Origin of the sequence: Leptospira ellinghausenii, assembly GCF_003114815.1 — a bacterium.
In the GTDB taxonomy this organism is placed as follows: domain Bacteria; phylum Spirochaetota; class Leptospiria; order Leptospirales; family Leptospiraceae; genus Leptospira_A; species Leptospira_A ellinghausenii.
Window position 1 is genome coordinate 1,093,986 of sequence record NZ_BFAZ01000009.1, and the last position, 13,014, is coordinate 1,106,999.

The window sequence follows — 13,014 nt, forward strand, 5'->3', positions numbered from 1 at the left end:
TGATTATCGCCTTAGTCCTGTTGTTAGATTAGACCAGATTCAAGAAAATGGAAACAAAAAAATCCCAAGCAAGAGAATATAACTCCCTTTTCCAATTATTTAAGACTCCTGGAGCTCAAATTCCTCAATTCTTCGCTTATGCAGGCGAGGATTCTTATGAGTTTGAACTGATTGTGGATCACTACAGGGAAACTCTGCAAAAAACTTTGGGTGATTTTGAAGTCATTTTGATTGTATCTGAATCGGGTGAACAGGCCAAATTATTTGCTGAACTTTTCACACCCGATATGTTTTACCCAAGAAAGCTGATCATCATCAAAAACGCCACTGCACTCTTTAAACCGATATTAGAAACCAAAACAACCAATGAGTGGAAAGACTTTGCATCTGGTTTTCGAAAAAATATCACTTCGGTTTCCGATGAAATTTACACCCTTATCCATTATGATGGAAAGGATGTCCCTAAGAGTTTAATTGATTTGTTCCAAGGAACTTTAAGTTTTTTTAAAGCAAAAATCCTATACCCAAATGATTATCCAAAAATTTTTAAGGAAGTATGTGATCAAGAGCAGGTTCATTTTGAACAAAATGCAAGTGAGGAATTTATACATAGAATTCCGGCAAACGTTGGAGCTTACATCAAAAGTGTAAAAAAATTAAAACAGTATTTACATCGTTCAAAATTTACAATCGATGATGTGAACACAGTGTTATTCAGTCAAAATGAATTGAATACCAATGTATTAGTTGAGTCTTTGATCCAAAAACGGAAGGTCGATTTTTTTAAAGAGTTCACAAAATTCAGTGATCAAAATTCTGAAATATTAAACTTTTTAACAAGGCTTACATATAAGTTGGATGAAATCCGAAAAATTAAAGTGATTCGTTCAAGGCATAATGGTGAAGTACCAATTCCTATAATGGATGAACTTTTAAAAACTGCTAGTTTTTCGGAGGCGAGAAAAAATTTCGTAAGGCGTCAATTGGTAACAGACTCTGCTAATTTTACAGATAAATTATTAGACCAATTTTATGATATTGTAATTGAGATGAATATAAAATTTAAATCAGGTTTAAGAGATGAAGAAGGTAAAAACTACTTCATTCAAAAAATCATGCATTTGTTTTCTCTCCTTCAAGATAAATCTTCCAATTGAAATTCATGTAATTTTCGATACAAGTTACGCTCAGAAATTCCCAATAGTTTGGCAGCCTTTTCTCGGTTACCTTTTGTATAAATTAAGTTTGCCCTAATGATTTCCTTTTCATATTGCTCCAGACTGATGCCCGGTAAGATATTCAATTCAGATAATGAATTTTCAAAAAAGTGAGGTGGAATTTGTTTCCAATGAAGTTGTTTTCCAGAAGAAAAACCAACCAAAGCAAAAATGAGTTCCTTTAATTCCGTATAATTACGGCTAAAGATTTTGTTCTTGAAAAAAGTATAAAAATCTTCATCCAATGTTGAAATTTTCTTATTGAGACTTTGATTCGCTTCAGCCAAAAACTCATACACGAATAGTGGCAGTTCCGATATTCTTTTTTTTAAATTAGGCAATTCAAAACGAAATGATTTAAACTGTTCATAAAAATCGGAATGAATATTCTTTTGATTTAGGATTTCCATTTCTTCCGAATGAATTTCCCAATACAAATATACTTTTGATTTTTCGTTATATTTTTCTTCCTTCCACCACTGTTGTAACAATATAATCTCTTCTTTTTTGGCTTTTGTTATCCAATCTAGAATCACAGTTACACTTTGTTTCGATGACTTTATTTTATCTAAGTTTCCTTCAAAGGAAAACAAATAGGAAAAATCAAATGAAATGATAGAAGAATCTGGAATATTTCTTTTTTCTAAACTTCTTTGGATCCAGAATGATTTACCAATTCCACGGTCCCCAACGATTAAGATTGGCAATGTGGAGTTAGAAATTTCTAACCATTGTTTTTTGATTTTTTCAATGTCAGAACCTTTCGTAATCCACTCAAGATTGGCCTTATCTTTTCTTAATGACACTCACTGTTCCTTGCAGATATCCATTAAATTCTCTAATTTTATTTACATCTAAAAACTTTTTAGCCTGAGAAGGTTTTACCATCAATGTTTTCGGATAAGAGTAATTTGTTTTCAATAAGTTCGTTTCCGCTGGGACATTTTTAATCCCCCAAGTTGATAATGGATCCAATACAAAAGTTGTTTGGATTAGGTATTCCTTTCCCTTTGATACTTGCACATCATAAGGTAGTTGGATCCAAATGGCTTCTCCTTTTGACTCAACAAGTACCGTTTGGAATCTATCTTTTTCTAACAATTCAGAGTTTGATTCGGTTCTCAATATGGCTTCTAAATCAGTTTTAATTTCTTCCTTTTCCAATACTCGTTTTTCACTGATTTTTTCATACGCCATATAAAGATTATACGGTGAGACTACATCCACTGCTGCTCTTACAAGAGATGCATCATATTTTTTGATATTGTTTTGGTTCCATTGGAATGGAAACTGTAACTCTTCTTGAGATGAATATACATTAAATTGGTTTAAGTATAAGTATTCGTATCCATCTTGCGTTCCAATTTTTTGGTAATCGGTAATACCAACGACTCTGGAATTACTTGCTTTCCCTATTCTCTGCAATTCACGAATGGTCGAAAGATCTGAATGATTCGGAATTAAGATGATTGGTTCGATTTCCATATGACGGAGATCATTGAGAGCCATAATGATAGAACCAGATTTGTCTTTTACACTAGAAGAAAGTAATAGGAACAATTTTCTAGATTCTTTTTTGCCAGTAGAAAACTTTCCTTTTAAACCTTGTAACGCTCCTAAAACAGATTCAGATTGGTTTGATCCTTGCCACCCTGTTTCTTCCATAATTTTTTTAATTTCAGCATGTTCTTTTGTAGGAGGTATGGTAAGAGTCTTATCTTTTTTGACTAAAGTAACACCTAAGTACAAACCATCTTGGTCATACATCGAGTTTAAACTTTTCACTATGTCTTTTTTATAATAGGCGTATGAAGAATGGACATCGATGAATAAATTGATTTCGTAATAGACCGGGTTTTTACTTTTTTTCTCATAATAACGAGGAGGTAAAAATCGAAAACTTTTCTCATTATGTTTTTCATACGCCATAACAAAATTCGAAATTAATTTAGATTGGATGATTTGTTTTGATAGATTTTTACAGTTGAAAATGACCGTTTTAACTAAGATCGGATTACCAAAGTCAATCTGATCCTGGACTACAAAATGAGAATCCCATTCGTTACAATAGGAATTAAAATCCTCATCTTTCAGATCCGCTTCTTCATTCCATTCGGTTTCATTCAGATAATTTTCTATTAGTTTTGGGTCAGTGATTTCAGTAAAAAAATTTCGTTTTAGATAATGTCGCGAAAGGCGGGACAATTCAAAACCAGCCTCTTTTTTTGACCCGAGAACAGGTGGTACTTCTCCCGAAATATAAGCAGGTAGGATAGAAATTTCTTTCGCATAAACATTTTTAGGGAAGAACGCAAAAAAAATAAGCAACGATGCAATAACATGCAAAGATAGGAATCGAGACATAAAATTAGAATTGGTCTATTGTGAGAAAATGTAAATCTTTATCCTACAAGCGAAATTCGTTTTCTTTGATAAAAGATTGACAAGTGTTATGAATCAGATCAAATTCTTCGGAAAAGGAGTAGATTCTTTATGAAGAAATCACTTATCGTATGTGCCTCTCTAATCGCATTTGTTGTATCTTGCGGATCCAATGATGGAGGCAGAAGAGACGCTACGACCGTAGGTAAAAATGGTTGGATTTTTGAAGGTTGGGCTTGTGCCCCAGACGCGGCGGCTGCAAAACGTGGTCAAAGCCCTGCTGAGTACTGCAAAGGAAAAGAAAAAGAGTTCGATTATCTTTACATGAAATTTTCTGCACGTGCATCTGACAAAGCAATCAAAGCGAATTCAGTAGCGATGAAACAATCCACTTGCCGTGAAGCAGCTCGTTTACAAGTTGCTGGTGATGGTTTGAAAAAAATCCTAGGTGAATACTTAGAACAAGCTTCTGGTGTGTCCGATGGTCAATCTACTGGTTCTGTAATCGTATCTGAATCAAAAGGTATTATCAAAGGTGTTGGAGTTTATGACTGCTGCTCTCTAAACAATGAAACAGGAATCTGCGCGAACGTAGGTGAGCCTGAGACTTGGGAAGAATGTCAGTGTGTTGGTTACCTCAGATATGCAGGTGGACAAAAAGCTCTCGAAGCAAAAGCAACTGCTGCTCAGTAACCTGACAATAGCCCTTTGTTACGAAAAAGCCTCCTTTGTGGGAGGCTTTTTTTTTGCCCTGATCCAAATGAATTCCGTGGAAATGGAATTTTTTGGACAAGCAGGTAAACATATCTTCTATTTTATTTTTTCACTTTTGGATCAAAGTAATGTTTATGGATAAACTCTTGTACAACTTTGTGTTCTGAAGCAGCAAGTGGCTTAAAGATGACAGAAGTTGTTTTCCCTGCGGTTCTGTGAACGGTTCCTAAAATTTCTAATGGGTTTTGGTTAAGTGAAAATTGAATTTTGACTTGGTCACCTTCATAAAAAATTGCTGTTGTTTGAAAAGCAAGTCCACCTGTCCCCAAATCAGAAAGGTGTCCAGTCACTGGGCCTGACTTTGTTTTTACCAACTCAACAGTGCATGGAACATCTAATTTCACACGAGCATCTTTTCTTTTTTGTTTTGCTCCGCCATATTTACTGTAACTATCGGAGAATATCGATTGTTTTGAATCAGCCATTTCAGGTTCCTTATACAAGACTTACAAACGTTTCGCAGTTTATACTCTCGTTTTTGATTTCGCTTGTTTCCAAAAATTTTGAGTCCATTTGAACGGATTCTAATCTATTTTTAAATTCATCCACGGAAGTAACTGTTAGCAGTTCTCTTTTTGTGTCTTCCGGGAATCCTGTATTTTCTATATATTTAATGAAATGTTTTCTAAATAAAACCAGCGCATAATCATCATTTGATGGATAAAAGTCCAACATCAAATCGAGGTGTTCAAGTATTACTGATTGAATCTCATTCCATTGTACCAATTCTTTTGGAGTGTTGCCAAAGACCCAAGGATTTCCAATTGCTTTTCTACCAATGAGAACTAAATCAACACCATACTGTTTCTTTTTTTCAATTGCTTCCGCATATGATTTCACATCCCCATTTCCATAAATTGGTACATTGGTACGTGATTTGATTTCACCAATGGCATTCCAATCTGCCAAACCAGTATATGCCATGACCTTTGTCCTACCATGAACAGAGATAGCAGAAACTCCTGAATCTTCTAATACTTTGACTGTTTCTAGATAATTCAAAGAATTAGAATCCCAGCCCAATCGAATTTTTGCAGTAACAGGCAAACTTGTTCTTTTTCGAATCCCTTCGATCATATTTCCCGCTAAACGAACATTTTTCAAAAGACCAGCACCAGATCCATTATGTGATACTTTTGCTACAGAACATCCCATGTTTAAATCGATGATATCTGGTTTTCGTTCGGCTGCAATCTCCGAAGCATAAACAACAGTATCTAGATCAGAACCGAAAATTTGGAAAACAAGAGGCCGTTCCATTTCTTGGTATCGAAACATATCCAAAGACTTTACATTTCCTATTTTAATTTGTTCTGTTGATACAAACTCTGTGTAAGAAAACGCAGAACCAAACCTTCTTGTGATTTGTCGGTAAGGGCTATCGGAAATGCCAGCCATTGGTGATAAAGCTACATCACCTTCGATTGTTACATTCCCAATCTTTACCATATTACAAATTCCTAATTACGATTCCGCTTGGTCCGAATCCGTTTCGCGAACAACCGCAAAATCTTTAACAAAATCTTCATCCTTGGTATTAACAACCTTCACTCCCATAGCAGACCTACCTACCATGGAAATTGTTTTCACTTCGACACGTATCGCCATGCCTGATTGCGTGATCACAAGTAATTCATCTTCTTCTTTTACTGAAGAGATACCAACAGCCCTTCCATTTTTTTCGCCAATTTTGAGGTAAGTCATACCTTTTCCACCGCGGCCTTTGGTAGAGAATTCTTCGAAGTCAGTTCGTTTTCCAAATCCATTTTCTGAAATACAAAATAAATGGGTGTTAGGTTCCACCTTTGTAATTCCTGCAATGGCATCATCATCTTCCAACTTCATAGCTGTAACACCAGATGCTGTTCTTCCTTGGGACCTGAGTTCATTTAAATTCATTCGAATTGCGAGTCCATTTTTACTACCTATAAACACATCGTAATTATTTGGATTGGCGATCACATCAATGAGTTCGTCACCATCTCGAAGTCCAATCGCAATGATCCCTGATTTTTTAGTATTTGTGAATTCATCCAATTGAATTTTTTTCACAAATCCTTCTTTGGTTACCATGAGTAGATACGAGTCATCAAAGTTTCTGAAGGTAAATAACGAAGTAATCGTTTCATCATCATTAAGGTTGATCACAGCCTTTAATGATTTTCCACGAGCTTCTTTTGAACCAATTGGTAGTTCATAGACTTTTAGTAGAAATGCCCTTCCCTTATTGGAAAATAACATCAGATTATCATGAGTCATCGCACTACTTAGTTTTTTAACAAAGTCTTCCCTTTTGGTAGAGATACCTTGGACACCTTTGCCACCTCGTTTTTGACGGCGGAATGTATCCATCGGAAGGCGTTTGATGAACATATCTTCGGAAAGTTGGACAACCACTTCTTCATCTGCAATCAAATCTTCTGCATTAAAAGTAGAAGATTCCAAAGACTCTAAACTGATTTCTGTTGAGCGAGTGTTGCCAAAGGATTGTGATACTTTTCCAAGTTCATCACATATGATTGATTTTACTCTATCTGGTTTTGCTAAAATGTCTTCAAGATCTGCAATGAGAAGTCTCACTTGTTCTAATTCATCAATGATTTTTTGGACTTCTAAAGAAGTTAGTCTTTGAAGTCGCATCTCTAAAATGGCATCAGCTTGTAATTCAGATAAAGCAAACGTAGCCATGAGGGAACTTTGAGCTTCTCTTACATCTTTAGACGCACGAATGATACGAATTACTTCATCGATATTTTCTAAAGCGATCCTGAGTCCTTCTAAGATGTGTGCTCTTTTTTGTGCTTTGTCTAAATCAAATTCAGTTCGCCTAACAACAACTTCGCGTCTATGTTCAGCATATGATTTAAGAATCTCTTTTAAAGAGAAAATTTTGGGACGATTGTCCAAAATCGCAAGCATCGTGATTCCATAACTCACTTGGAGTTGTGTTAACTTAAATAATTGGTTTAGGATTACTTGTGCGTTTGCGTCTTTTTTAACATGAATTTCGACACGAATCCCCTTTCGATCAGAAAGGTCTAAAATTTCAGAAATCCCTTCGATCAGCTTTTCATTCACAAGATCACCGATTTTTTCAAGCAGGTTCTTCTTATTTACCTGATAGGGAATTTCATGAATGACGATGATTTCGCGACCTTTGTTATTTTCAATGATCTCGACTTTGGAACGAATGCGAATGGAACCTTTACCCGTTGCATAGGCTTGGTACAAACCTTCTCCGCCAATGATGATACCACCTGTTGGGAAATCAGGGCCCGGTAAAATCTTCATGAGCTCAGGTAGAGTGATATCTGGATTTTGGATCATCGCAATCACTGCGTTTACAGCCTCTTTCAGGTTATGTGGTGGGATATTGGTTGCCATCCCCACAGCAATACCCGTAGATCCATTGACTAAAATATTAGGAAAATTTGCCGGTAGAACGTCTGGTTGTTGTCTCGTATCATCGAAGTTAGGTGAAAAACTCACTGTATTCTTTTCGATATCTTTGAGTAATTCTTCAGCAAGTTTCGTGAGTCGTGCTTCTGTATAACGATAAGCAGCAGCATTATCGCCATCGACAGATCCAAAGTTCCCTTGACCATCAATCAAAGTTTCTCGCATGGAGAAGGTTTGTGCCATACGAACCATGGTTTCGTAAACAGCGGAGTCTCCGTGAGGGTGATAGTTACCAATCACTTCCCCGACAATTTTTGCTGACTTTACATAAGGTCTATCAGAACGCCAAGCCCTTTCATTCATCGCATGAAGAACACGTCTATGCACAGGTTTTAAACCATCGCGCACATCTGGTAAAGCTCGACCTACGATGACACTCATCGCATAATCAAGGTAAGCTTCCTTCATTTGGTCTTCGATTTCTACCGGAATGACCCTGACTCCAGCTTTTAAGGCACCGGCTACGTCTGGTCTACCGGATAAATTGAGTGCTAAGGTTTTGTTTGATTCGTTTTCTTGGCCGTTTTGTTCGGTCATTTGATTTTCCTAATTCCGATTAAAGATCTAAATTTGCTACTTTGTAAGAGTTCGCTTCAATGAAACGACGACGAGGTGAAACTTCATCACCCATAAGGATATTGAATGTATCTTCTGCTTCCACAAAGTCTTGTAACTTTACTTGTAACATGACTCTTTCTTTAGGATCCATTGTGGTGTCCCAAAGTTGTTCTGGGTTCATCTCTCCAAGTCCTTTGTACCGTTGGATCACAACTTTATCATTTGGTCTGGCTTTTAAGATTTCATCTTTTTCACGGTCTGAATATACATACACCGCTTCTTTACCAAACTTCAATAGATACAAAGGTGGTTGTGCTACATAGAGAGATCCACGTTCAATAATAGGTTTCATATAACGGAAGAAAAACGTTAATAACAAAGTTCGAATGTGAGAACCATCAACGTCGGCATCTGTCATGATGATGATTTTTCGATATCGGAGTTTCTCTACATTAAACTCATCATCACCGATTCCGGTTCCCATAACAGTAATTAATGTCCGGATTTCTTCATTCGAAAGGATTTTATCCAAACGTGCTTTTTCTACGTTCAGAATTTTACCTTTGAGAGGAAGGATCGCTTGTGTATTTCGATCTCGTCCTTGTTTGGCTGATCCACCCGCAGAATCACCCTCCACAAGGAAAAGTTCGCAGTGTTCGGGATCTTTTTCGGAACAGTCAGCAAGTTTCCCTGGAAGGCCACCACCCTCTAATACTGTTTTACGACGAGTGAGGTCTCGTGCTCGTCTTGCAGCTTCTCTTGCTTTCGATGCTAAGATACATTTTTCGAGAATCTTTTTGATGATGGCAGGATTTTCCTCAAAGTAACGATTGAGTCCTTCTCCCGTGATGGTTTGCATTAGACCTTTCACTTCCGCATTCACTAACTTCTCTTTTGTTTGAGAGTTAAACTGAGGTTGCGGAATTTTAATGGAGATGACTGCACAGATTCCTTCTTTGATGTCATCTCCTTGTAAACCATTAGGTTGTTTTTTGAATAAGGTTTGGTCTTTTTTAAGATGGTCGTTTAGGGTTCTAGTAAGAGCAGTTCGGAAACCTTCTAAGTGTGTTCCACCTAAGTTGTTGTTAATGGCATTCGTAAAACAAAAAATATTTTCGCTATACGTGTCGCAATATTGAAGAGCGATTTCTGCCCAAACATTTTCTTTTTCCCCAACAAAGTGTAATACTTTATGTAGCGGGTGTTTGGATTCTGTAATGTATTCCACAAAGGAAACAATTCCACCATCAAACTTAAATTCGTGTTTTGCGATTTCTTCTTTTCTTTGGTCTTCTATGCGAATGAGAAGTCCTTTGTTTAAAAAAGCAATTTCTCTAAACCTTGCAGAAAGAGTATCAAAGGAAAAATCTACAGTGGTAAAAATGGTATCATCTGGTTTAAAACGAACAACTGTTCCACGGTGTGTAGTTTCACCTATGATTTTTACATCTTCGATAGGAACACCTGTTTGGTATTTTTGGTAATGGAGTTTTCCCTCTTGGTGAACTTCCACTTCCAAATAGGTAGAGAGTGCGTTTACAACAGAAACCCCAACCCCGTGTAATCCACCTGAAACTTTGTAAGCATCGTTTTCAAACTTACCACCAGCGTGAAGGATAGTAAGAACCACTTCAATGGTTGACTTACCTTTGTCAGGGTGGATCCCAGTTGGAATCCCTCGTCCATTGTCTCGGACTTCTATGATATTTTCTGGTAAAATACGAACGTCAATTTCAGTACAATGGCCAGCCATTGCTTCGTCGACAGAGTTGTCTACGACCTCATACACCATCTTATGGAGGCCCGACTCATCTTGGGTTCCGATATACATTCCGGGGCGTTTCCGGACCGCCTCTAGACCCTCTAGGATCTTGATTTTTGAGGCTGAATAGGCGTTTTGATCGGTTTGGTTGGACATAGAATTTTAAGATACCCTATAGGAAGTATCCTAGAAACACTCTCGAAGGGCAAGTGAAATCGGGGGGAATTGGTAGGTTTAAGACCTTGGATTTTGGAATTCATTTCCTGTTTTAAAGTGGATTTTTTCCAATAAAACTGGGCTTGTGATTCGATTGATTTTTTGTAAAAGATCCGATTTTTGGAACTCCAATTCTTGTGACACCATCGAGTGACGACAAACAACTGTCAGTTTTTTTCCATCAATGGATTTAGGATAACTCTGTTTGCCAAAAACTTCTCCTACAATGTCGTTCCATTGTAATCGAAGTTTTTTGAGGATTTGGTCTTGGAAAACGGATTCCCTATCGAGACCTAGTTTTTCGAGACTTTGGAAGAGCTCAGAGAGTTCTACTTTTTTCATATTCCAGTGAGCTCCTTCACTTTACCCGATTCGATTTGGTATATTTCTTTATCAACTGTTAGGTTTCCAACATATTCATTGATTCCTTCTAAATCTGTGGTGGTAAAAAATGCCTGTCCACATTCTGAAATCAAATTTACAAAGTATTCCCTTCTTTTCACATCGAGTTCCCTAATGATATCATCTATGAGAAGAACGGGTGCTTCACCAGTAGTATCACGAATCATTTGGAAACAGGCAGTCTTTAAAGCAATGACTGCACTTCGTTTTTGACCTTGGGATCCAAAACCACTTAAATCTTTATCATCAAATCCTATCGGTAAAGTATCACGGTGGTTTCCACAACTTGTGTAACCAATGGCTTTGTCTTTTCTTAAGTTATCGAATAGTTTCTGTCTATGTTCTTCCTTGGAAGTTACATTTGGTTTATAGGTAAGATAAAATGGATCTTTTCCGGAACTTAGTTGTAAAAGATTTTGATGGAAGTAACCTGCTAAAGTTTCGATGGTTTTCGTTCGAATTTCACGAATTTCCGAGTCATGTTCGATGATCGGTTCATCCCAAATTCCAATTTCACGATCACTCGCATTCTCTTTTTTTAAAGCAGCATTTCGTTGTTTTACCAATCGATCATATTCAATGAGTTGTTTTAAATAATAACGATTTGTCGAAGAGATGAAAGCGTCTAAAAATCTGCGCCTTTCTACATTACCATCTTCTATGATGAGTATATCAGGTGGGCTCATTACAATTGAACGAAAGTATCCTACATAGTCGGAGATTTTTTTGAACTCTTCTCCATTCACTTTTAGTTTTTTTCGTTTCGTATGGGAATGTTCAATTCCATATTCAAAAAGATAATCATTCCCTTCTGATTCAAATTCAGCGCGGATGAATGTGTCAGATGTATCCCAACGTAAGAGTTGGTTTTGGTCTGATTCACGAAAACTCTTTAAGTAAGATAAGAGAGATATGGATTCTAGTAAGTTTGTTTTGCCTTCTCCATTGTTTCCAATGAAGAAGACAAGACGAGATCGAAAGGTAAGTTGTGTTTCTTCGTGGTTACGAAAATTCTTAATGTAGATTTTCTTAAGAAACATTAAAGTTTCATTGGCATGATGACAGAAACAAAGTCACTGTCAGAAGGATCCTTAAACAACACAGGAGCACTGGACGTTGTGAATTCCAATATTACTTCAGGGTCATCTACTGCTTTTACCACATCACTTAAATAATCCCCTTTGAACGCAATAGTGATGGCTTCACCATTGTATTCAATTGGCATATTGTGATCAAACATCATGGTTCCTGGATTGGAAGAGCTGATGTTGACATTTCCTTTTGTGAATGCCAAACGAATTTGTTTGGATGGTTCTTCTGCAGAGATCAATGCTTGTTTCAAGAAGGTTAAAAAGTCAGCTTTCACAACACGAACCGATTCCGTTGTTTGTTTTGGAATCACTTGTTCGTAATCAGGGAAGTTTCCATCAATCAGTTTGAAAAGGAGTTCTACGTTTCCAGACGAAACATAAATTTGTTCTTCCACAAAACCAATCTTTGCTGTTTCTTTTCCTTCCATCATTTTAAGCATTTCACGAACTGCTTTATGAGGAATGATCACACCATTTTTGAATGGAAATTGTTTTGGAAACTTGCGAACAATTTTAGACAAACGTCTACCATCTGTTCCTACAACAATGAGATCAGTGTTATCCGGTTTTAAAAATAATCCATTGAATACAAAACGTGTTTCTTCAATTGCCATTGCATAAGAAGTTTTACGAAACATTTCTCGAATCGTTTGACAAGGGAATTCAACCACACTTGAGTCTTCTACTTTCGGAATGGTTTTGATATCTTCTGAATCTATTCCGTTCACTTTGAACTTTGTATCCATTTTTCCAGAAGCATCTGTGATAGTGGTTTCTGAACTTTCAGACTGCTCTGTGGTTGTGAGTAAACTTGTATCAAAGTTTAAATTTTTAAAAATACTAGAAAGTTGTTTTGCTGGAAGGGATGCAGTTCCCTTTTCTCCAATGGTTGATGGAACTGAAGTTTTGATTGCGATCTCTAAATCCGTCGCAGATAAATACACTTCGTTGTCCCCAGTTTGGATTTTTAAATTGGAGAGAGCAGACTTGATCTCTCGAACTGAGATCACTCCATCCACTGAGTTAATTGCTTTTAGGAATTCTGTAGTATTGACAGTGAATTTCATTTTTCCTCTTTTTCTTAATTATATTATATATCTTTATATATATTATGTCGTTTCCGTTGGTTCTGTCAGTATGTCGATAAAGCCTG

General features: G+C 36.7%; 11 protein-coding genes. 2 read left to right on the top strand and 9 right to left on the bottom strand.

Going from position 1 to position 13,014, the window contains the following annotated elements; translation table 11 throughout:
* Positions 1-47: 47 nt before the first annotated feature.
* The gene (gene holA, locus DI076_RS13670; protein WP_108960350.1) at positions 48-1,157 is read left to right on the top strand and encodes a DNA polymerase III subunit delta; all 1,110 of its coding nucleotides are present in this window, start codon (positions 48-50) and stop codon (positions 1,155-1,157) included.
* Here holA and DI076_RS13675 read toward each other — a convergent pair.
* On the bottom strand, positions 1,136-2,023 hold the full coding sequence (locus DI076_RS13675) for a helix-turn-helix domain-containing protein (protein ID WP_108960351.1): 888 nt from the start codon (positions 2,021-2,023) through the stop codon (positions 1,136-1,138). The two genes, holA and DI076_RS13675, sit on opposite strands and share 22 nt — an antisense overlap.
* Positions 2,004-3,581 (bottom strand): LIC10012 family protein, encoded by a 1,578-nt coding sequence (locus DI076_RS13680; RefSeq protein ID WP_108960352.1) that lies wholly within the window; start codon positions 3,579-3,581, stop codon positions 2,004-2,006. Before DI076_RS13680 ends, DI076_RS13675 begins: the two co-directional genes overlap by 20 nt.
* Before the next feature lie 129 nt (positions 3,582-3,710).
* On the opposite strand from DI076_RS13680, the gene DI076_RS13685 reads away from it, so the two are divergent.
* Positions 3,711-4,292 carry a lipoprotein LipL21 gene (locus tag DI076_RS13685; protein WP_100716127.1) on the top strand — a complete coding sequence of 194 codons (582 nt, stop codon included), beginning with the start codon at positions 3,711-3,713 and terminating at the stop codon, positions 4,290-4,292.
* A 122-nt stretch (positions 4,293-4,414) separates the two neighbouring features.
* Here the strand turns inward: DI076_RS13685 and DI076_RS13690 are convergent, their stop codons facing one another.
* From DI076_RS13690 to dnaN, 7 genes are all read right to left on the bottom strand, one after another.
* Positions 4,415-4,798, bottom strand: a complete 384-nt coding sequence (locus DI076_RS13690; RefSeq protein WP_100716261.1) for a PilZ domain-containing protein — start codon at positions 4,796-4,798, stop codon at positions 4,415-4,417.
* A gap of 10 nt (positions 4,799-4,808) precedes the next feature.
* Positions 4,809-5,822 (bottom strand): tRNA dihydrouridine synthase, encoded by a 1,014-nt coding sequence (locus tag DI076_RS13695; RefSeq protein WP_108960353.1) that lies wholly within the window; start codon positions 5,820-5,822, stop codon positions 4,809-4,811.
* 15 nt (positions 5,823-5,837) lie between these two features.
* A complete protein-coding gene (gene gyrA / locus DI076_RS13700; protein WP_108960354.1) occupies positions 5,838-8,369 on the bottom strand; it encodes a DNA gyrase subunit A in 2,532 nt (843 codons plus the stop codon).
* A 19-nt stretch (positions 8,370-8,388) separates the two neighbouring features.
* Positions 8,389-10,308 (bottom strand): DNA topoisomerase (ATP-hydrolyzing) subunit B, encoded by a 1,920-nt coding sequence (gyrB, locus tag DI076_RS13705; RefSeq protein WP_108960355.1) that lies wholly within the window; start codon positions 10,306-10,308, stop codon positions 8,389-8,391.
* Positions 10,309-10,386: 78 nt separating this feature from the next.
* Entirely contained in the window at positions 10,387-10,710 is a 324-nt protein-coding gene (locus DI076_RS13710; RefSeq protein WP_108960356.1) for a DciA family protein, read from the bottom strand.
* The gene (gene recF / locus DI076_RS13715; protein WP_108960357.1) at positions 10,707-11,810 is read right to left on the bottom strand and encodes a DNA replication/repair protein RecF; all 1,104 of its coding nucleotides are present in this window, start codon (positions 11,808-11,810) and stop codon (positions 10,707-10,709) included. Before recF ends, DI076_RS13710 begins: the two co-directional genes overlap by 4 nt.
* Positions 11,810-12,928, bottom strand: coding sequence for a DNA polymerase III subunit beta (dnaN, locus tag DI076_RS13720; protein ID WP_108960358.1), 1,119 nt, complete (start codon positions 12,926-12,928; stop codon positions 11,810-11,812). The genes recF and dnaN overlap by 1 nt, the downstream gene beginning before the upstream one ends.
* Positions 12,929-13,014 lie beyond the last annotated feature (86 nt).